The organism is Arenibacter catalasegens, assembly GCF_002909235.1.
GTDB classification, from domain to species: Bacteria; Bacteroidota; Bacteroidia; order Flavobacteriales; family Flavobacteriaceae; genus Arenibacter; species Arenibacter catalasegens.
On the sequence record NZ_PHQQ01000015.1, the window covers coordinates 1 to 20,295 of the forward strand.

At 39.6% G+C, this 20,295-nt stretch carries 18 protein-coding genes and 2 pseudogenes; 15 read left to right on the plus strand and 5 right to left on the minus strand.

The annotated features are described in order from the left end of the window. Positions 1-134: 134 nt before the first annotated feature. From CWD90_RS23715 to CWD90_RS12695, 12 genes and pseudogenes are all read left to right on the plus strand, one after another. Positions 135-329 (plus strand): annotated as a pseudogene (locus CWD90_RS23715) (Arm DNA-binding domain-containing protein); the annotation flags it as partial. A gap of 45 nt (positions 330-374) precedes the next feature. Further along, positions 375-1,313: a tyrosine-type recombinase/integrase gene (locus CWD90_RS12650; protein ID WP_239986515.1), complete on the plus strand. Its 939-nt coding sequence runs from the start codon at positions 375-377 to the stop codon at positions 1,311-1,313. Between the two features lie 132 nt (positions 1,314-1,445). Then, complete coding sequence (locus tag CWD90_RS12655; RefSeq protein ID WP_103476441.1) at positions 1,446-2,447, plus strand: type IV toxin-antitoxin system AbiEi family antitoxin; 1,002 nt, start codon at positions 1,446-1,448, stop codon at positions 2,445-2,447. Continuing rightward, complete coding sequence (locus tag CWD90_RS12660; protein WP_103476442.1) at positions 2,422-3,279, plus strand: hypothetical protein; 858 nt, start codon at positions 2,422-2,424, stop codon at positions 3,277-3,279. Before CWD90_RS12655 ends, CWD90_RS12660 begins: the two co-directional genes overlap by 26 nt. A gap of 887 nt (positions 3,280-4,166) precedes the next feature. Then, complete coding sequence (locus CWD90_RS23040) at positions 4,167-4,352, plus strand: hypothetical protein (protein ID WP_157941216.1); 186 nt, start codon at positions 4,167-4,169, stop codon at positions 4,350-4,352. 440 nt (positions 4,353-4,792) lie between these two features. After that, on the plus strand, positions 4,793-6,049 hold the full coding sequence (locus CWD90_RS12665; protein WP_103476443.1) for a tyrosine-type recombinase/integrase: 1,257 nt from the start codon (positions 4,793-4,795) through the stop codon (positions 6,047-6,049). A 168-nt stretch (positions 6,050-6,217) separates the two neighbouring features. Then, positions 6,218-7,306, plus strand: coding sequence for a sensor histidine kinase (locus CWD90_RS12670; protein WP_103476444.1), 1,089 nt, complete (start codon positions 6,218-6,220; stop codon positions 7,304-7,306). A gap of 2 nt (positions 7,307-7,308) precedes the next feature. Beyond that, positions 7,309-8,634: a sigma-54-dependent transcriptional regulator gene (locus tag CWD90_RS12675; protein ID WP_103476445.1), complete on the plus strand. Its 1,326-nt coding sequence runs from the start codon at positions 7,309-7,311 to the stop codon at positions 8,632-8,634. A 313-nt stretch (positions 8,635-8,947) separates the two neighbouring features. Further along, positions 8,948-9,400 (plus strand): GreA/GreB family elongation factor, encoded by a 453-nt coding sequence (locus CWD90_RS12680; protein WP_103476446.1) that lies wholly within the window; start codon positions 8,948-8,950, stop codon positions 9,398-9,400. Between the two features lie 540 nt (positions 9,401-9,940). Next, positions 9,941-10,360, plus strand: coding sequence for a GreA/GreB family elongation factor (locus CWD90_RS12685; RefSeq protein WP_103476447.1), 420 nt, complete (start codon positions 9,941-9,943; stop codon positions 10,358-10,360). After that, a complete protein-coding gene (locus tag CWD90_RS12690; protein ID WP_103476448.1) occupies positions 10,357-10,749 on the plus strand; it encodes a hypothetical protein in 393 nt (130 codons plus the stop codon). The genes CWD90_RS12685 and CWD90_RS12690 overlap by 4 nt, the downstream gene beginning before the upstream one ends. A gap of 19 nt (positions 10,750-10,768) precedes the next feature. After that, on the plus strand, positions 10,769-11,608 hold the full coding sequence (locus CWD90_RS12695; RefSeq protein ID WP_103476449.1) for a universal stress protein: 840 nt from the start codon (positions 10,769-10,771) through the stop codon (positions 11,606-11,608). 190 nt (positions 11,609-11,798) lie between these two features. On the opposite strand, the gene nhaA is transcribed toward CWD90_RS12695, so the two are convergent. From nhaA to CWD90_RS12710, 3 genes are all read right to left on the minus strand, one after another. After that, complete coding sequence (gene nhaA / locus CWD90_RS12700) at positions 11,799-13,109, minus strand: Na+/H+ antiporter NhaA (protein ID WP_103476450.1); 1,311 nt, start codon at positions 13,107-13,109, stop codon at positions 11,799-11,801. After that, positions 13,106-13,837 carry a type ISP restriction/modification enzyme gene (locus CWD90_RS12705; protein ID WP_239986513.1) on the minus strand — a complete coding sequence of 244 codons (732 nt, stop codon included), beginning with the start codon at positions 13,835-13,837 and terminating at the stop codon, positions 13,106-13,108. Before CWD90_RS12705 ends, nhaA begins: the two co-directional genes overlap by 4 nt. 182 nt (positions 13,838-14,019) lie before the next feature. After that, positions 14,020-15,219, minus strand: coding sequence for a CynX/NimT family MFS transporter (locus tag CWD90_RS12710; protein ID WP_103476452.1), 1,200 nt, complete (start codon positions 15,217-15,219; stop codon positions 14,020-14,022). Between the two features lie 268 nt (positions 15,220-15,487). On the opposite strand from CWD90_RS12710, the gene CWD90_RS12715 reads away from it, so the two are divergent. Continuing rightward, on the plus strand, positions 15,488-16,327 hold the full coding sequence (locus tag CWD90_RS12715) for a universal stress protein (RefSeq protein WP_103476453.1): 840 nt from the start codon (positions 15,488-15,490) through the stop codon (positions 16,325-16,327). A gap of 1,048 nt (positions 16,328-17,375) precedes the next feature. Then, complete coding sequence (locus tag CWD90_RS12730; protein WP_103476456.1) at positions 17,376-17,699, plus strand: HPF/RaiA family ribosome-associated protein; 324 nt, start codon at positions 17,376-17,378, stop codon at positions 17,697-17,699. A gap of 658 nt (positions 17,700-18,357) precedes the next feature. Here the strand turns inward: CWD90_RS12730 and CWD90_RS12735 are convergent. Further along, positions 18,358-18,627: a hypothetical protein gene (locus CWD90_RS12735; protein WP_103476457.1), complete on the minus strand. Its 270-nt coding sequence runs from the start codon at positions 18,625-18,627 to the stop codon at positions 18,358-18,360. A gap of 114 nt (positions 18,628-18,741) precedes the next feature. On the opposite strand from CWD90_RS12735, the pseudogene CWD90_RS23460 reads away from it, so the two are divergent. After that, positions 18,742-19,722 (plus strand): annotated as a pseudogene (locus tag CWD90_RS23460) (ROK family protein). Positions 19,723-19,877: 155 nt separating this feature from the next. Here CWD90_RS23460 and CWD90_RS12750 read toward each other — a convergent pair. Continuing rightward, positions 19,878-20,294 carry a SpoIIAA family protein gene (locus tag CWD90_RS12750; RefSeq protein ID WP_103476460.1) on the minus strand — a complete coding sequence of 139 codons (417 nt, stop codon included), beginning with the start codon at positions 20,292-20,294 and terminating at the stop codon, positions 19,878-19,880. Between the last annotated feature and the right edge of the window lies 1 nt (position 20,295).

Consider the following 20,295-nt stretch of genomic DNA (forward strand, 5'->3'; position numbering starts at 1 on the left):
AATCTAGACCCAAAATTTGACTATCTTTTTTAATGTAGAGGGGTCAGCATCCGACAGAACGGCAGATGCATTCTCTGACCATTTTTAACCCCAGGTAGAGGGGTCAGCTTGCTCTAGCGTATCCAAATAAGGCAGGGGAATGCACCATCGCCATTCGCATTACTAAAAATAGGAAATCGACTTATATTCATACAGGTCAGAAAATTAAGCCAAAGTATTGGGATGAAGTAACGAGTAAAGTTAAAAAAAGTCACCCGAACTCGAATCGTTTAAACAATTTTATATCCTCCAAAGTCTTAGAAATAAATAAAACACTTTTAGACGTAGAGACCGAAGTCAATTCCAAAAGACAAATTGCAGAAATAAAAAAAACAATTTCAGGTAAATATAAAAGCTCCTCGTTTTACACATTTGCCGAAGCTTATTTTGAGGAACTTGAAAAAAACAAAAAGTATTCTCGAATCGATTGTGAACGACCCCTATTGAATAGGATTAAAAGGTATCCAAGGGCAAAGACGTTGACCTTCGAGGCCATTACCCCTCTTTTTCTACGAGGCTTCATCTCCTATTTAAGAAGCACTAAAGATTCCGTTGGGGAAAGAAGTATTGTAAACACGCTGATTTTCATACGCACCTTGCATAACAGGGCTTCCCAACAAGGCATTGTCTCTAGGGATAATTATCCTTTTGGGAATACCGATGGAAAGATTAAAATAAGAATTCCAAAATCTATCAAAATCGGTCTTACTTCAGAGGAAATCAGAATTATCGAAGAAATAGATCTTTCTGACAATCCAAAGCAGCACCACACTCGCAATGTATTTCTTTTTAGTTTCTATCTCGCCGGAATGAGGGTTTCCGATGTAGTTCAAATGACTTGGGCGAACGTGCAAGGAGAAAGAATATATTATACCATGAACAAGAATCAAAAAAACCTTTCGCTCAAAATACATGGTAAACTTCAGAAAATTTTGGATAAATACCTCCCGACGAAAACCGCACACACCGATTATATCTTCCCTGAATTAAAAGAAGCCGCCAATAATCCGAAAGATATTCTAAGGGTTAGCAAAACGGCCAACAAAAGACTTAATAGATTTTTGGCGCAAATTGCCGAGCGAGCGGAAATAACAAAGAAAATCACGATGCACGTATCTCGTCATTCCTTTGGGAATATATCTGGAGATCGCATTCCGTTACAAGTATTGCAAAAGCTTTATAATCATTCCGACATTAAAACAACCATTGACTACCAGCAAAACTTTGTAAATAAAGATTTGGACGATGCGCTTGATAGTGTCATTGGTTTTTGATCTATTCACGCATGGCGCTTTCCCTAAATACGTTATCGGCCTTATAAATAGTTCCATTTGAAAATAATTATGTATATTTGTTCATAATTTTTATTTGTTCACGTTTTCGTGAACTATAAAATAAAGTGAACAATGAACGATCAAGGAATTGTGCAATATGCATTGGCCAACCTTCAGAAAACAGGTGAAATCGAAGCCAAATGGCTTGATAAAGCCCCTAATGAAGTCTTAGATGGCACGATAGCCCTTACCCTGAACGACCGGACTATCAAGCTTGGCATAGAAATTAAAAAGGAGCTAAGAAATATCCATCTTCCAAAATTAGAGGCATTCGCCAAGGAGTATGAGCCATTTATGATCGTTGCACAAACCATATTTCCCAAAATAAAACAAGAGCTTCGTAACAGGAACATCGCCTATCTTGAGGCCAACGGTAATATTTACCTCAACGAAAAAGAAACCTTCCTTTGGCTAGATGCCAATGAACCCATCGCAATAAAGCAAAAGACCACAAATAGGGCATTTACCAAAACCGGCCTAAAGGTTGTTTACCAATTCCTATTGGACGATACATGGGTTAACAAAACCTATCGTGAGATAGCCGATAAAACAGATACAGGTATCGGCAATATCACGAACATCTTCAATGGTCTAAAGGATGATGGTTTCCTCATTCCACTTACCAAGGACACTTATATTTTAGAGGACAATAAAAAGTTACTCGAAAAATGGATTATGGCCTATGAAAAAAAGTTGAAACCAAATCTGGTCATTGGAACATATCGATTTGTTGATAACGATGCTTTTTTTAATTGGAAGGACATTAAATTAAAACAGGGGCAAACGTTCTGGGGAGGAGAACCCGCCGGAGACATATATACCGATTACCTTCGACCGGAGGAGTTAACGCTGTACACCACCGAACCAAGAAACGAACTGATGAAGAACTATAGGCTTGTTCCCGATGAGGGCGGCAATGTCAAGATCTACGAAAAATTCTGGAAGGACAATACAGAGGAAAAAGAAGCGGTTCATCCTTTGCTCGCTTACGCCGACCTGATAATGAAAGGGGATAGACGATGTACCGAAACCGCAGAAAAAATATATAATGAGTACTTACAGGATAAATTTTAAACAACTCCGCCAAAGACCCGACTTTTTAGAAATGTTGGCAGCTTTGGAACGAGGTTTTGCAGCATTCCATGTTGACTTTTATTTGGTCGGTGCCGTCGCCCGTGATATATGGATGACGGCAATTAATGAAATCCCGCCAAGCAGAATTACAAGAGACATTGATTTTGCCGTTTTTATGGAAGACAAGGGAATCTATGAAAAACTAAAACGGCACCTTATTGAAATAGAACACTTTCAACCTTCCATAGAGAATAACTTCGTGTTATTTTGGCAGGGCAGAATGCAGGTTGACCTCCTTCCTTTCGGAAACATTGAAGATGAAAATGCCAAGGTAAGTTTGGAAGGTACTGGCCTTACCAGTTTGAACATGCCTGGCTTCAAAGAAATCTATGAGAGCGGATTGCCCGAAGTAGAATTAGAAGGGGAACATCGATTCAAGTTCTGCACCTTGCCCGGAATCGTTATTCTAAAGCTCATCGCTTGGGAAGACCGTCCTGAAATCCGAAGGGATGACCTAAAAGACATTCTGACAATACTGACTCATTTTTTTGAAATGTACACCAACCAAATTTACGAGCATCATTCAGATCTATTTGGCGACGATGATTTTGGGCTTCATCTCATTGCAGCACGAGTGATGGGTCGAGAGATGAAAAAAATAGCGATGAGGAATGAAAAACTCTATGAAAGGCTGACCAATCTTCTAGAAAAAAATACGATGGATGTCAATACAAGCGAAATTGGGAAGATTCTGGCAAATATGGCAAACACTACTGTTGCCGAAAGTCTAAAACCATTAGTTGAAATTCAGCTCGGTTTTCAAGGCGATTAAAAATTAGTTTTCCGTCCTCCCCCAAACCATACCATAACTTAACTGCACGTGGATCCTGCAGAGTTTCTTTAGCGTTCCGATAGATAAGAGTTAAGACGAAACTTTGTAGGTCGTAATCAAGTCTTGACTGGGCATGCAATGCCTTTTCGCTCCACATCAGCAACAGATTCGATTTGGAATGTATATCGAATACTTTTTGCAGATTCGGGCCGCCCAGTCTTCTATGTACTGTAAAACCTTTGATGAACCGTGCCCGACAATCCATTTGGCTGACCAGTCCATACTTTACCCCTAACCTCCCCGTTTCATTTTACGCTTTCTTGACTTGAATATGAAACGGGGAGCATATCCTTTTCTTCAGCCTCTTGTTGTAAGGCCAATCTTCTAAGGAGAGGACTTATCACGCCCCTTTCCAAAATATTCAAGTTATAGGCTTCGCATATTTTTCTCAAATTATCGTATTCCGTGATATTGAAACGAAACGTTATAGTAGACTCCCATTTCCTTTCCCTAAAACGTTTTACCTCCCCTTTTGTTGATTACCGTTTTATTATACGATATTCTTATCGGTTTTCACTTCGCCAGAAGTAGGAGTTTTAGGATGCTTAAAACATAACTTGCTATCTTCTCCGAAGATTAATATTTCCAATTCTTTTTTTAAGGATATATTACTCAAAACAGATGGGTCTGTTTTATTCCAACTCCAAAACAAAAATACCTTCCGAATGCGTAAATCCTATGTGCATATATACATATACCCATATATTTATATATTTATATTTCAATATATCCCGAAAGCAGCATTCCCTTTATTATTTATTCTTTGGAGGGTTTAATTGTACAAGTGCAACCTGGAGGCTATGGAACATTTCAACGGCTAAAAATAAATGTGGTTAGGGAGAAAAAGGGCAAGCGGTTTTCATCGCTTGTGCTTTTCAGCGGCCGAGGAGGTCGGGCAAAACTGGAACGGAAAGACTTCCCAAGCGGACCAGCTTAGCGTCTCCGCTTGGGGAGGATTGGAGCGGAAGGGTTGCCCGACTTCCGCAGGGATTGGAAATCTGAGTAGACGATAAAGTGGTTCTAATTTTGAAATATGTCTGTTGCATTTAAGTGTGGAGGATATTGGCTTCATAACATATGAAACTTGTCGATGCCGAGTCCAAATCTCTCATCAATAAGTCTGTCCTTACCTGATTTAACAAATCCGCCAAAAAATGAACGATAAGGTCGTAATTAGAATTTGCCAAGGCAAAAAAAAGGCTCCCAATTTCTTGGAAGCCTTGTCTTTGTTACTGTGGGCCCTACTGGGTTCGAACCAGTGACCCCCTGCTTGTAAGCCTAAAAGAAAGGACATCAAATCATATCAAACACCCATCATATATATCTGAATATCAATGTTTTATAGCAATTAAATTTTATTTGATATCATTTGCATCCATTTGACATACAAAAAAAGTGAGCGTAAAGTGAGCGTAATTATTTCTTACCTTTTCCTTGAAATATTCGAATTGCAATGGCCAAGGTAAGTTTAATATTGGACACTAGGAAGAAATCCAAAAGCAGTATTACAGGACTATATCCCATAGTCCTAAAGGTCTTTCACAAAAAGAGCCGGCTGATCGTTCTTGGCCACTCTACCAACCTTACTGGATGGAATAGAAAAACCCAACAGCTCCGAAAATCCGCAGTTATGGACAATGGGCTGGATTACCATAAGATAAATGCAGAACTTGGAAATAAATTCCATTGGGCCAGGCAAGTGGTATACGAGCTTGGGGAAAGTATCGGCCGTATAGATGTTGATCTACTACTTGACCACATAAAGGTCAGATGGGACGGTGAACAGGACTTTGAAATAAAAAAGAAGGTCGAAAATGATATTTCCCTATCCCAATGGGCAGGTGTGATGATAAAAAGAAAACGGTCAGCTAATATTCCTGGAACGGCACAATGGTATCAAAGCGGCGTAGATGCCCTGACCAAATTCAACAATGGAAAGGACATAATGTTATATGATATTACGGTGACCTTTCTCAAGGACTTCGAGGCCCAACAATTGAGCAGGGGAAATTCGAAAAACACAATAGGGATGTATATTAGGGCCATTAGGTCCATGTACAATGGCGCCATCAAAGAGGACCAATTTGTTCCGCTTAAGAATCCGTTCGATCACTACAAAACTCCCTCAATGGCCCGTACTAAAAAAAAGGCCGTGGCAAAGGCCAGGATCATGGAACTAAGGACACTGGAATACGAACGGGAAAGCCCGCTTTGGCATGCCAAAAACTATGCCCTTATCATGTTCTACTGCAGGGGAATGAACTTTATAGATCTGGTCAAGCTTAAAGTGAAGAATATTGAGGGCGACCGTCTTCTATATGGCAGAAGCAAAACTGGTGACCCTTTTTCCGTCAAGATTACCGAAAGTCTTGGCAACATCCTGGAGTTCTACCTAAAGGGGAAACGACCCGAAGATTATTTGTTTCCCACAAACTATGACGGCAGCACCAAACATTATCAAAAGTACAAATCCCAAAGGAGGAGAATGAACGAACGTCTTAAGGTCATTGCAAAGGATGCGGGGATAGAAGGTGAATTCACAACCTACTACATCCGCCATTCCTGGGCCACAATAGCCAAGTTCATGGGAATCCCTACAGAGGTTATTAGTGAAGGCTTGGGCCATAAATCTTTAAGGACTACAGAAATCTATTTGAAAAGCTTTACAAACAATGTTTTGGACGAGGCCAATGAGCTTGTTGTTTCTTGATTTACGGACAGACAAAGGTCGTTAACTAAGGAAGTCTTAAAGTGGAAGGTTTTTTAAACCTCGACAGGAGCTAGGGAAACATAGCAAGATTTTCTATTGTAAATTTCCATTCCGATCAAATATTTAAGAACTTTACTTTTCAATATATAGAATAGGGGTTAAAAAAACATGGCTACAACTGAAGCACAACTAAAAGAACGCATCAAGGAACTTACTTGTCTCTACGAGGTTACTTCCATCATCGTTAACTCAGATTACAACCAATTGGAGGCTTCTCTTGAGGCTATTGCTTATTGCCTGAAAAAAGCATGGCAATTTGAACATGATACCGAGGTGCTATTGAAAAGTGGCGTATATGACATCGGGACTGAAGGGTATATATCGGACATGGTTTCTATAAAATCCGATATTAAGGTTTTCAATAAATTGGATGGTTTTATTGAAGTGGGATATCCAAAGGACAAATATGCGAAATCCGACTTTTTGAAAGAAGAGGAAAAATTACTTCAAAACGTATCCTTGGAAGTTGGTAACCTACTTGAAAAAAAGCAGGTACACGATAACGAAGAGGCTATCAAACGACAAGTCGAGCGTGCGGACCGCCTTCATATTTTGGGAGAGATTACAGCTGGCATAGCCCATGAACTAAATACGCCCCTTGCGAATATCTTAGGTTTTACGGAACTTTTGAAGGAAAGGATAACAGACCCGAAGTCCATACGAGATCTCGATAAAATTGTGGACAATGCAATCTTCAGTCGCGAGGTGGTTAAAAAACTAATGTTCTTTGCGTGCGAAATGCCCCAACAAATGAAGTCGGTAGTATTAATTCCGGTGGTTGAAAATATATTGAAGCTGCTTGGGCCTTCCCTACACACGAAAAATATAAATTTGACCAAGTCTTTCGGCGATGATAACATAGAACTCCGTGCCGATACAGTGCAATTGACCCAAGTATTATTCAACTTGATTATGAACGCCATCTATTTCTCCCCTAAAGGTGGGAGAATTGACATTGGCATCAATGAGAAAGGAAAAAAAATACAAATTCGAATCTCAGATGAAGGCCCAGGTATCGACCCAAGAAACGAAGATAAAGTTTTTGAACCTTTTTTTACGACAAAACCTTTGGGAGAGGGTTCGGGACTGGGCCTGAGTGTGGTGCACGGTATTATAAGTAGTCATAAGGGAACGATAACCCATAGTGCGAATACCCCAAAAGGAGCTATTTTTACCATAGATTTTCCAAAATTGTAGAAATGGCATTACGTAAAGAAAACATACTGCTCGTCGATGACGATATCGATATTTTAGAACTTTTGCAGAGGCATTTGCAATCGATGGACTATCATACCTATAAGGCCGTATCGGTCAAGGAGGCCCTTTATATTTTAAAGGACACTTATATCGACTTGTTGATTACCGATATACAAATGCCCGAAGTGGACGGGCTGCAGTTGGTAAAGTTCGCCGATGAACATTATCCTGAAATACCCAAACTAGTCATTACTGGCTACCCTTCCGTGGATGGTGCTCTAGAAGTCATCAAATCTGGTGCGACTGATTATTTAACCAAACCCTTTACCAAGGACGAGTTAAAACTGGCTGTCCAAAAGTCTTTTGAAAGCGGCGCAAAAAGAAAAAAACCTCAACCCCCTTTAAGTGTCCATAAGGGCAGAGGGTATGCCGATATGATCGGTACGTCGGAAGCATTTCAAAGAATTACGGACATCATAGATAGGGTAAAGAATAACAAAGCTACAGTCTTGATCCAAGGAGAAAGCGGTACGGGCAAGGAATTGGTAGCAAGGGCCATCCACTATTCTGGCCAATTTTCCCGTGCGCCCTTTGTGGCGGTAAATTGCGGAGCCATTCCAGAAAATCTATTGGAGGCCGAACTTTTTGGCTATATTAAAGGAGCCTTTACGGGTGCCAACGACAACCGAAACGGATTCTTTCAAGCTGCTGATGGGGGTACGCTCTTTTTGGACGAAATTGGTACGGCACCCCTTTCCGTTCAGACCAAACTACTCCGCGTCCTTCAAGAAAAGGAAATCACAAAAGTGGGTTCCCGACGGGCGGAAAAAGTCGATATTCGTGTTATTGCTGCAACAAATGCCGATTTGTTAGAGGCCATCAAAAAAAAGGATTTCCGTGAAGATCTTTACTATCGACTTACTGTTGTAGAAATCAATGTGCCTCCACTTCGCGAACGAAAATCAGATATTCCACTGTTGGTCGATAAATTCGTTCAAAAATATGGGATAGAATATAAAGATCGTCTTATGGGTATTTCCTCAGATGCCCTACAAGTTTTGCAACGCCATCATTGGCCAGGTAATATTCGGGAATTAGAGAATATAATTCAACGGGCGGTCATTATGTGTGATGGTGCTATCGATGTTAAAGACCTTCCACAAAACTTAAAATTCCAGATTGATTTTCCCAATGCCGATTTCCTTCCACTTCGTGAAATGGAGAAGGAATATGTAAAACGCGTGCTTGCAAATGTCGGTGGCAATAAAACCAAGGCGGCTGCAATCCTTCAAATAGACCGTAAGACCTTACGTGATAAGTTGAACTAACTTCCTGAGGTAAAACTCCTATATCGAGGAATTTCTCCCCGCTTTCTTAATATCGTTCCCTTTCTAAATTTATCATTATTACTTGATTATTAAGTGGTTACATATTATTCCGCTGAATTTCAATTTTAGGGCATGCACTTTGCTTTTAATGGCATGAATCCAAAACCCTGTTGATGTTATATTTCATCAATTCATCATAAGCTCAAAAGCACATCTTTTTCTAATTTTTTAAATAAAGGATGGTTTAATAAAATTCAAAAGTAGTGATGGGTCGAAGAAGTATGATATTTCAAGGAAATTAAAAACGAGAAAAATGAAATACGGAAGCCTAATCTTGGAAAAAAAAGATCTCGCTATGATAAAACAGTATCAAAATATAAATTACCATATCGAAGATTATTCGCATAAGGATGCGTTGGAAATGCTTGAAGAAAACATGACGAAAGCTGTGGTTATGGATGTGGAAGATATGGCCGTTGATATCATACGCTTGTATTCCATCGTAACAGTAACCTCAAAATCTGGATGGAGCGAAACCTTTCAATTGGTGCTCCCCTTAAAAGATGACGTCATGGCTAACAGGATTTCTGTACAATGTGCTTTGGGAGCTTCTGTAATAGGAAGATCTGAAGGTGATATAGTTCGTTATAGTACACCGATTGGTGTAATACCTCTTAAAATTACGAAGGTCGCGCAAACCGCAAATTATTGCGAGACTTCGATTCCAGAGGGCCTTTTAAATAGAGGGCAAGCTCACATAAGTTAGTTTGGTTTATTAGTTAATTATCGGACTTGTCTGACTTTCGAACCGCTGATTTAATTGAAAACCAATTGAAAGTCAGGCAATTTTTAAAATTTAATATATAAAACTATGAGACAGCAATATAAAAGGAGCATATGCTCCACCTGCAATTTCCTATTCGTTTGCAGTTTGACTAAGGATAAGAGCAACATTCATTCGTGTAGTGAATATGACCATAACGTGGAACTACCAAAAGGGAAGACCAAATTGGAACGGCCGTTAATACAACCAGCGTATAGGCAAATCAAAAGAAAAAGACAATTATCGATTAAATAGAACTAATGGTGAAATTATACACCTGAACCAATAATTACCACATCAGGTGTACTGGACAACATCCTGTGCCCATCGAAAAATCAAAAAAATATTTCTTGGTTTATAGCAACATTCGATAAGGACTGGAAATAACATAGAACCAATTGGCAGTGAAAATCGGTCATTAATGAAAGTTGCCATGGATAGATTACTCAACAGGGTATATTCCCTTTAAATAAAAAGACAAAAATGAAATACAAGAATCTGATCATAGAAAAAAAGGAATACGTAGTCCTAAAACGATTTATGAACCTTTCAGGATATTATAAGGACGTTACCCTACGTAAATCGGTAGAAAAGTTGTTAGGTGAATTGGAATCGGCCCAAATATGCGACGAAATGGATATGCCAAAAGACGTTATCCGTTTCAACTCAAAAATTAACATTGGATCTGAAAACGGGTGGAGACGAAAATTCCAACTGGTCATGCCCAACGACAGTGATGTGAAAAACGATAAAGTTTCGATCCTAACCCCTATGGGAGCAGCTGTTATTGGGTATGCTGAAAGCGATTCGCTATCATGGGAATTCCCGTCCGGAGAACAAAAATTGACCATTGAAAAGGTCGAACAAGAGAATAAATATATTAACGTAAATATGATATTATGAACACTTCAAATTTATTTCACAGCCAGGAGTCCGATAGCAGGATTATGATAAAAAAAGATAAGGACGAAGTCAATAACTGGATGGACGACTTGGAATATATGAACGAGGAACTTGAGTATCTGTTGGAAATTGAAGATCGTATATTGAACAATGCCGCTTTATATGAAGAACTGCAGACCCTTCAAAAGGAAAATACCTTAAACTTAAGAACACTGTTCCGATATAACGGCGCTATAAAAGGCGCTTTGGAATGCGATACGGTAGAATGTGATGCATTTTATCTAAGCAAACACGAGAGGAATCGCAAATTGTACTTAAATCACAAAAAAAAATATAGGAACGTAAAATCAAAAGTGCTATCTAACATTTTGTTGGAGGCCAAACATTAAAATTAAAAACATTAAGGTCATGGGAAAAAAGCTGTTATTGCCTACCGATTTTTCAATGAATTCATGGAACGCTATTCAATATGCGATTATGCTTTATGAAGGTCATCCCTGTGATTTTTATATCCTTAATACCTATACCAAGGATAGCCATGGATTTGACCGCATAACCTTAGATCCCGAAGAAGCTTTTAACAAGTTGTCTGAAAATCGTTCTAAAGAAGGTTTGGGGGATATTTTGAACCGGATCTCGGAAATCGATAGGTATGTTGATCACCGTTTTTATGTAATATCGCGACCAGGCTCAGTAATCGATGCCGTAAAGGATATCGTCAACGTCCTAGAAATCGATATGATCTTTATAGGCGGCAAGGGCATGGGCAATGAACAAAAAAACAAATATGGAAAGAACACCTTGGATATTATACAGAACATCAGGCGATGCCCGGTAATGGTCGTGCCCAATAATGTAACTCTTGACCCACCTAAAAAAATCATTCTTGCCACCAATTTCAATGCTGATTTTGACTTTTTGGAAATGGAGCATCTCGCCGAGATCGCCAGATTGACCAAGGCCAAGATAAAGGTGCTGAGCCTTGCCGATAATGATGTACTAGACCAACAGCAAAAAGAGAACAAGCTACGTCTTAGTAAGCATTTCGAAGGGGTGGATTATAGTTTTCATACATTGCAAAACATTAAAATGGAAGAAGCGTTGAACAGTTTGGAGATGGGATCGGGGAATATGCTCAGCTATATCGACAAAAAACCATCACTTTGGGAAATATTGGGCTTCGGCAAACCCACCTTGGGAAAAATGGGCTACTTAAAGGATACCGCTGTGTTGGCATTGCATGGCTAAACTATCTTGTGATCTTTAAATCCAATTTGACCATCCAACTAAAAACATGTTCAAGAAAGGATCTAAATAAAACAACGCTTTAACCATCTTTTGCCGGTGTTGCCTTTTTTGATCTAGTCGTCTTTGATCCACCAACTTCATTGACGACAGTGCTATGTGAATTGCATTTATACACCATCACTTTTCTAAATCACTTTAGAGGTGTTTTTTTTCCTCCGCTCCATCTCAAAATCATATATCCGACGATTCCCGAAACTACAGAGCCAATAAGTATTCCAACTTTTGAAGAATCGATAAATATCGAATTTCCAGTAAATGCCAAATTCGCAACGAAGATGGACATGGTAAACCCGACTCCAGACAAAATAGCGACCCCGATGATCTGTCTATAATTTATACCATTGGGCAATGCCGCTATTTTCAGTTTCACACTAAGGAATGACATTAGTGTTACACCTATACATTTTCCTACAAAGAGGGCAATGGCTATATTCACGATTAATGGAGTATCCAATTCCATATCCGCACTGAATACCACCCCAGCATTTGCCAAAGCAAAAATGGGCATAATAAAATAGGCTACCCAGCCATGAAGCCCATGTTCAAGATGCTGTAGTGGCGAATTAAATTTTTCCGTCAGATCCTCCAGGTCGTCCATTTGTTCTATTTGTTCCTTGGATAAGATAGGGAGATAATCGCGTTTTGTTTTTGCAAAATTTTTGGAGATATCGGCTAAGCTCTCGGTAAAATCTTCAATTGCTATCTTTTGCCGTATCGGGATGGTAAATGCCATCAGTACCCCGGCTATCGTTGGATGGATTCCCGACCCAAGAAACAGGAACCAAATGATAATCGCAATACTAATTGATAGATACTTGATGTAGACACCCCGGTGCGCCAAGAAAAAAAGTAATGCCAAGGGAATCATGGCGTACAAGATCAACCACCAATCTATTCCCGAACTATAAAATAGGGCTATTATAAGTACCGCACCCAAATCATCAACAATCGCAAAGGCAGTCAGGAATATTTTTAGGCTCAAAGGCACTCTGTTCCCCAAAATCTTCAATATCGCCAAGGTAAAGGCAATGTCGGTCGCCATCGGTATTCCCCAACCGTCAGCCGTTTCTGGCGAATTGTTCAAAACTAGAAATAAAGCCAAAGGAAAGAGCATTCCTCCAACGGCAGCGAACAACGGAAATGTAGCTTTTCGCAGGCTGTTGAGTTCTCCAATCAGTAGTTCTCGTTTGATTTCTAATCCGATCAAGAAGAAAAACACGGCCATCAAACCGTCGTTTATCCAAAGAATTAGTGGTTTGGAAAACCTAAAACTCTCGGCACTTATACCAATATCCAATTGCCACAAAGCTTGATATGAATCGCTGTAGCCCGAATTTGCCCAAATCATTGCAACCAAGGTCGCACCGAACAGTAGTATACCACTAAAGCTTTCGATTTTTACGAATTTTTGAAAGGGGGTCAGAATTATCTTTTTTATCATCGTTTTTGTAGTGTTGTCTTTGCAATAATAGCGATTTCTTGTATCAACCGATCCGTTTCGGTCAAGGCGACGATCATTCTTTGATAGAACTGAATATCCTCAAAACTTAGGGTTCCGCCCATGCGGTCCTTCAGCCATTTTTGGGCTGGCCTGTAGCCATTGATATGAAACTCCCAAGCCACTAAGGGAATATTATCAAAATATTGAGCTTCATTTATCCAAATTCTGCCTTCCTCCCACAACCCATCATGAGCATTAGCGATTAGCTCCCAATCGCTTTCTCCGATATTGGCGGTGATGGTATTGTCACCTTCTTTGGGGTAGCTAGTAATAAATTCTTCTACCTTAGGCGATTCCAACAAGTGTAGCTGCCGCAGCTGGGAGCCTAGTCCTGCAAAGTTCCAAAAATGGAGAAGGTCGACAGGATACGGTACTTGTGAAAAATCTATATCTAAGCACTCCTTACCCTTTTTACGGTAGTCGGGCGAGTAAAGTACAGCATAGATGTAATCGAGGAGATTTATGGACGTAAAGGTTTGCTTATATTCATTTCGCACCTCGGGGCTATGCACCATACAGACATTGCCTTCTTCCTCTAATTCCGGCATAAAAATCAAGCCTAAATTACTTTCTATTTTCTTGATGATTTGAATACTCCCCCAATCGCTATCGGTATTTATACTACCGTACCATTTAGTTAATTCTCCTAAATATTTTGCTAAAATCATGTGCGAAACTTCATGAATTCTGTCGGGGGAAGACCATTCGAAGAAGAGCTTGCCCTCATTTTTTGACATCTAGATGTTAAAGATACATATATTACTTTCCATGCCTACAGTAACTCTAGAAAATACAAGAAAAATTAATAGGCCTAAAGATAATATATAAGCGTCATATGGTGTACGGAAAGTTATACTTTCCCGGGTCTTCCAGAGCCTAATCCCATATACAATTTCAATGCAGCAAATAAAATAAGTAGAAGAAGGGAATAGGTCCAACTTCCCGTAAAATCAAAAATACTGCCGAAGATAATCGGTCCCGTAGCCGCTACTATATAACCTATGGATTGTGCCATACCGGACAGTTCGGTGGCAGACTCCGCATTTTGTGAACGAAGTACCAAAAAAAGCAGGGCCAATCCGAAAGTTCCACCCAACACAAAACCGATGAGCGAGACCCATACTGGAACGAGTCCAATTTGGGGAAATAGTAGGCCAACTAGGCCGATAACCTCTACAATAATCAGAAACCACACGATGCCACGCTGGTCATTTTTTCTACCTGCTAAAGTCGGGACAACCAAAGATCCTAGAATACCTGCAGCTTGTGATAGGGAAAGCATCCACCCCGAAAATTCCGCATCGTATCCCCTACTCTGCAAAATGGCCGGTAACCAAGCTAGAATTACATAGAAAGTCAATGACTGTAAGCCCATAAAAAGGGCGATTTTCCATGCCAGACCGGATTGGCCCAAAGACTTCATTGCTTTTGGAAAACTGCGTTTTTCTTCAGATTTTTTTAAACGGGACAATTGTGGCAACCAAACAAAAAATGCAATTAAAGCCAAAATTGCCCAAACACCGAGCGAGACCCTCCAACCCAACCCATAGTTGTCGGCTAAGGGAACACTGATGCCCGCTGCCAAGGAAGCACCGACCGCCATGACGCTGGAATACAAACTTGTTATATACCCTGAATTCGACGAAAAATTACGTTTCGTCAATCCGGGGAGCAGTACATTGCCAAAGGCTATGGCAATACCCAATAATAGTGTACCGAAGTAAAGCAGAAATGTTCCGTCCAAAGACCGAATCCCGATACCCAGCACCAACAAAAGCATCGCTCCAAGAAGCGTACCTCCAATGCCAAAACGACGAGTGAACAAGGGGGTTAAAGTAGAAACGACACCGAAAGCTATCAATGGCAAGGTTGTCAACAGACCGAGCATCGAATTTGAAAGTCCAGTAGCTTGGCGAATATGGTTTATCAATGGCCCTACCGCTGCAAGTGTAGGTCGTAAATTGATGGCGATAAACAATATACCGACCAGCAATAAAACATATCTGGGCCTAGACTGGTTATTGTTGATCTCCGATTTGGATTTTGGCATTTCAAATTTATAAAAAAGGATAAATGGAACTGCGAAATTAGGTAAACCTCGGTAATGTATCTGCAATGTATTATATGAATTCCTGAAAGTTGCATTAATTTCCCTTGTGAACTAAGAATCTTTAAATACTCGCCACTAAATTTATCTTAATGCATTATCCAAGCATTGACTTTCTTGGAATCTAATTAGACAAAATAACCTGCCATGACCAAAATCATTTGGTGCCTCCACGAAATCAGATAGCTTTGTTTCTTAAACATTCAAAGTAATGAATACTATACTTTATACAACTAATCTTACCGAAAAAGCGGTACCGGCTTTACGCTACGCCTACGACCTGAGCAACAGATTGGGGGCCGAACTAATTGTCTTATATATCCATCAAATACCCCATATACGGGTCTCCGTGGCCCGACAACCTGACCAGATAGAACTTCAAGTAATCCAAGAACAAAAGGATATTTTGAGGGCCTATTGCGCCAAACATTTGGGTGAAAATTTTGACAAAGGAAGAATGTGGCTAGACGTCGTATGTAATGATTCTGTCTTGGATGGTATTATTGAAAAATCGAAGGAAGTAAATCCAGACATCGCGTTGATCGGTAGAAAGGCCAAACATACGGAAAGAGGATTGTTCGCAGGTAATATTGCACAAGGTCTTTTGAAAAGATTGGCTTGCCCGATTCTAATTATGCCGAACAATATAGGTGGCGTTCCAATCCAAACTATGCTCTATGCCTCGAATTTTGGGGAAGCGGATATTGCGGCCATTAAGAATTTGGTGCCAATGGCAAAGTCCGTTAACGCGAAAATACATATCGTTCATATCGCCACAGAAAAGCAATACTCCGGAAAGGACCAAATGGAATGGTTCAAGGAAACGCTCATGAAACAGGTAGATTATGACAATATTGAAATCAAGATAATCCTCTCTAACCATATCGAGGAAGAACTCAAAATCTATTCGAAACATATTCAGGCGGATATTTTGGCCCTATTGCATAGGGAAAAAAAAGGCTTCTTTCAAAACCTGTTTAACAAAAGTCTAGTCAAAAAACTGGATACGCAAATAGGTATTCCGTTGCTGAGCATTAACGAGGCCATTTAATACTTTGTGGTCATGGTAAGAAGGAATAAAAATACATATCTGTAGTTATAACATTGTCCCCACAGGGCATATTTTATTTTTTTTAATAATGGAACCAATTAAAGAGAAAATTATCTTTCTGTAATACCGGGCACTCGCGAGTGTGCCTGTAACCACCCTATATATTTATAAAATTCAATACACTTTCCTGTCCAAATATTTTGGAAAGGCCTACTCGTTATGTAAAAAAATAGTACCAAATATAGGGTCAGTTCGTTGGTCAATTTATAAATTTAAATATTCTATTATGGCTGCTGCTAAAAAAAAGCTCTCCAAGTCAGATTTAAAGGCTAAAAGACAAGAAAAAATTCAAAAAAAATTAGAGGAAAAAATAATGAAAAAACGCAAATCTAGAGTTTAAAATAGATATCCATTAACTATAACGTCCGTAAAATGTTTTTTTTGCGGACGTTTTTCAATTTAAAATACCTTTGATGCAAAACACCTTCTGAAATTATAATGTCTTTACCGTTCCAAACCTAAAACTAGCCGAAATTATCATGCATTTGAGAAAGAAGATATTAAACCTAAACCAGGATGAAACTTCCTGCCAACTGATAATTATCATTCCAAGAGTCCATTAGCTATCGTATTTTTACAGTTATAAAAAGGATAACGTTCTTTGGAATAAGTTGAAATTTCAGGTTGCCAAGCAGTAATGCCTTTGCAACAATATAAGGGTGCCCGGTCATACGCTTGTTTTCTATGAATAAATTGATATAAGGTTTAATAGAATAATGATTTAAGTAGGTCCAACGGCACCCCTCTGAAAGACCGGGATTCCTGCGTGTCCCGGTCTTTTAATAAAAGAATTATCCCAAATGTCTTAGGAATAACATAGACACTTTTGAAAAGTGGAGTTACCATCTCAGGGATTTGTTTGTTAAAAACAATATGGAATAGTTTCTCAAAAAATAAATAACAGAATATTGAGCCTGTATTTTCACATAAAAAGAGATGCTTCCTTGTTCCTATTTTAATTGCTTGTAAATGCTTAAAACATACCATAATGATTGTAAGAATTGAATATATACAAATGGCCGTTAGCCAAACGATGAACACCAGAGTGCATCAAAAGCTGGAGAAACTTGGAAAAAAATTTGATTCCATTGTCAGAGCCGAGGTCACCTTTAAACAAGAAAAAAATTCCACTGGCAATGGCAAGAGCTGCAGCATAGAGGTTAGTGCCCCTGGGGTACGGTTTTATGTAAGATCCTATTCGGACCATTTTGAAAAATCTTTGAACGAATCTTTAAAAGACCTAAAGAGAAAGCTACGCAAAAGAAAAACAGCGTTCCAAAAACAACGGGTACAACCTATTTCAAATCTCTGATCGAGGAATAAAATATTGTTTCCTTTTGATTTTCATGAACATTCCGAATATAAGTTGCAGGCGGTGCCCACCTAGGCAAATGGGCGCAATATCAAAATTGTATAGCTATTGGGATGGAGCTTTCTGAAGCTGTATTTACTAAAGGCGAATAACCGGTATTCGCCATAGCTCAATATAATATGGGGCTGGTCATAAAACGTTTGGACATTATCTCAAACTTACCATCTCTCCAAGCCCATCAAGACTACTCAAAGGGTACAGAACTATAAAATCATTAGCCAAATCACCAAAGTCCCCTGTAAGAAGGGGATCGACCTAGTTGATATAGGATCACACTATATGTGCATACTTATCGCAATCTTCGGAAACTCCAATACTGAAAGAATAATCTGTACGGCCTATGTACCAGTTTTGTTCATCAAAAAAATGTGTCAAGGACTTTGCCTAACTAAAAATGGGCTTGGGTTTTGAGCCCAAAAATCTTGAGGCCAGTCAAAGTCGCCTATTTTTTACATCGCCTATCTAGGACACGGCAATGACCACCGTATGGAAGCCTGCCCGAGATTATTCGGTTGAAATAGAAATCTACAACCATGCGCAAGAAATCGGCACAGTTGAATCATAAGTTGCCTTTCTGTATCATCTCGATATTTAATTTTTAAAAGGAGACCGTGCTTTCTGTATATTCTACAAAATCTGTCCTTCGTTTTGGTTCCTGATAGGTACATTGCGTAATTGGGAAACCTATATGGTACAATTCCCGCTTTGCCTTTTCAAAAGTCGAATTATTTTGATAGAGAAAGGAAATCGTGCGGGTTTCGATATCGATATCCAAAATACGGATGTCAAGGATGCGGCTTAGGTTTCGAACGATTGTGTGCTTGCAATTATCTGTTTTAAGATTTTTTAATTGTGCCAACGCTCTCATGATTCATGGGTTTTATTGAAGGCATAAACATATTACATATAAGCCTGTTGCGGAATGATTCTGGTCATGCGGTCTTATCATTATTTTCAGTTGATTTGTGTAAATTTAATGACTATGGAAAAAGAAGTGGTCTTGGGAATCGATTTGGGAGGCACCTACACCAAATTAGGGTTAGTAACCAAAACAGGGAGTATTTTAAACGTAAGAAGGTTTGATACTAAAGCAAAATTTTCGTTCCATGATTTTTTAAAAAAATTGGAAGGGGAGGTCAACGCCCTAAAATCGGTTTTGGGTTCGGGACAACAGCTGATCGGGATCGGAATTGGGGCACCCAATGCCAATCCGCAATCCGGAAATATGGAGAATCCACCCAACTTTAGGTGGGGTCAAACGGTGCCACTAGTAAAGTCCATAAAGAAAATATTTAATTTACCCGTCGCCTTGACCAACGATGCCAATGCGGCTGCTTTGGGCGAATTGGAATACGGTTTGGGAAAGGGCATGAAAAACTTTGTAGTGCTTACCTAGGGAACTGGGTTGGGTGGTGGTATCATCACCAATGGCGAACTGTTGATCGGCTAACATGGCATGGCAGCTGAAATCGGCCATGTCAATGTAAACTCCAATCCCAATGCGCGGCAGTGCAATTGTGGGCTTAACGGATGCCTGGAGACATATGTGTCGGTAACAGGAATACGGCGTACCATCTTTGATTTGATTGCCAAGATGACCGAGGATTCCAATCTGCGAAGCATCAGTTTCGACGAGATGACGGGCGAGCTTATTTCCGATGCTGCCCTCGACGGCGATGCCATCGCCCTAAGCGCTTTTGAGCAGACCGCCGAAACCCTTGGCATACAATTGGCTGACACCGCGGCACATCTGGACCCCGAAGCCTTTATACTATTGGGCGGACTCAGCAAAGCAGGTGACATCCTTCTTAAACCGACCATTGCCGCCATGGAACGAAACCTGTTCAATGCTTATAAAGGCAAGATTAAGGTGCTAATCTCAAAAACCCCAAGCGAGAATGCCGTTTTAGGTCCTGCTACGCTTGCATGGAAAGCGTATCGCAAAAGAACTCCGACAAAATAAATTAAGTTTTAAAACGTATGGGCACTCTCTGTATAGTATTATAGAGTTGAAAGCTATTATTTCCGGATTGGTTTTAAATTCTATACCATCATCAAGGACTTTTATACCCGAGGTATTAACGGGTATTATCTTAATCTATTTAATTGTATTTTTTATCATAAATGCACCAGATGTGCATACCCTTGCTTGACCCTTTCCTGCAAGTTTTGATCTTCCTCTTTCGTAGGGGCATTCACCCATGCGTTCGCCTCTTCCCTTTCATCTAGGTCAAAGACTTCCACATCTACATTCGGCGTCAAAAAAAAGATAAAATCGACAAGATCCCCTATCCAATCTGCATCGGCAATCAGGGCAAACTTTCTTAAATGCTTGAGGAAACTCTGTTTCGATTTTATTTCCGAAAAGAACTTGTTTACATTACGTAAACCATCTATATGATACACTTCCAGCACCAAATTAATCATGCGATCTTTTTTTCCGATTGCCGCCATTTGTTCAAAAAATTCATTAATATGTTCTTGATCAATTACTCCTTTTATCTTGTATGAAATAGTTATCGTTGAATTTTCCATT

Coding starts and splice junctions, on each gene's coding strand:
- CWD90_RS12680 (WP_103476446.1), top strand. CDS start 8,948: ATGAAATACGGAAGCCTAATCTTGGAAAAAAAAGATCTCGCTATGATA.
- CWD90_RS12670 (WP_103476444.1), top strand. CDS start 6,218: ATGGCTACAACTGAAGCACAACTAAAAGAACGCATCAAGGAACTTACT.
- CWD90_RS12690 (WP_103476448.1), top strand. CDS start 10,357: ATGAACACTTCAAATTTATTTCACAGCCAGGAGTCCGATAGCAGGATT.
- CWD90_RS12655 (WP_103476441.1), top strand. CDS start 1,446: ATGAACGATCAAGGAATTGTGCAATATGCATTGGCCAACCTTCAGAAA.
- CWD90_RS12750 (WP_103476460.1), bottom strand. CDS start 20,294: ATGGAAAATTCAACGATAACTATTTCATACAAGATAAAAGGAGTAATT.
- CWD90_RS12710 (WP_103476452.1), bottom strand. CDS start 15,219: ATGCCAAAATCCAAATCGGAGATCAACAATAACCAGTCTAGGCCCAGA.
- CWD90_RS12695 (WP_103476449.1), top strand. CDS start 10,769: ATGGGAAAAAAGCTGTTATTGCCTACCGATTTTTCAATGAATTCATGG.
- CWD90_RS12675 (WP_103476445.1), top strand. CDS start 7,309: ATGGCATTACGTAAAGAAAACATACTGCTCGTCGATGACGATATCGAT.
- nhaA (WP_103476450.1), bottom strand. CDS start 13,109: ATGATAAAAAAGATAATTCTGACCCCCTTTCAAAAATTCGTAAAAATC.
- CWD90_RS12735 (WP_103476457.1), bottom strand. CDS start 18,627: ATGAGAGCGTTGGCACAATTAAAAAATCTTAAAACAGATAATTGCAAG.
- CWD90_RS12705 (WP_239986513.1), bottom strand. CDS start 13,837: ATGATTTTAGCAAAATATTTAGGAGAATTAACTAAATGGTACGGTAGT.
- CWD90_RS12715 (WP_103476453.1), top strand. CDS start 15,488: ATGAATACTATACTTTATACAACTAATCTTACCGAAAAAGCGGTACCG.
- CWD90_RS23040 (WP_157941216.1), top strand. CDS start 4,167: ATGTGGTTAGGGAGAAAAAGGGCAAGCGGTTTTCATCGCTTGTGCTTT.
- CWD90_RS12660 (WP_103476442.1), top strand. CDS start 2,422: ATGAGTACTTACAGGATAAATTTTAAACAACTCCGCCAAAGACCCGAC.
- CWD90_RS12685 (WP_103476447.1), top strand. CDS start 9,941: ATGAAATACAAGAATCTGATCATAGAAAAAAAGGAATACGTAGTCCTA.
- CWD90_RS12665 (WP_103476443.1), top strand. CDS start 4,793: ATGGCCAAGGTAAGTTTAATATTGGACACTAGGAAGAAATCCAAAAGC.
- CWD90_RS12730 (WP_103476456.1), top strand. CDS start 17,376: ATGATTGTAAGAATTGAATATATACAAATGGCCGTTAGCCAAACGATG.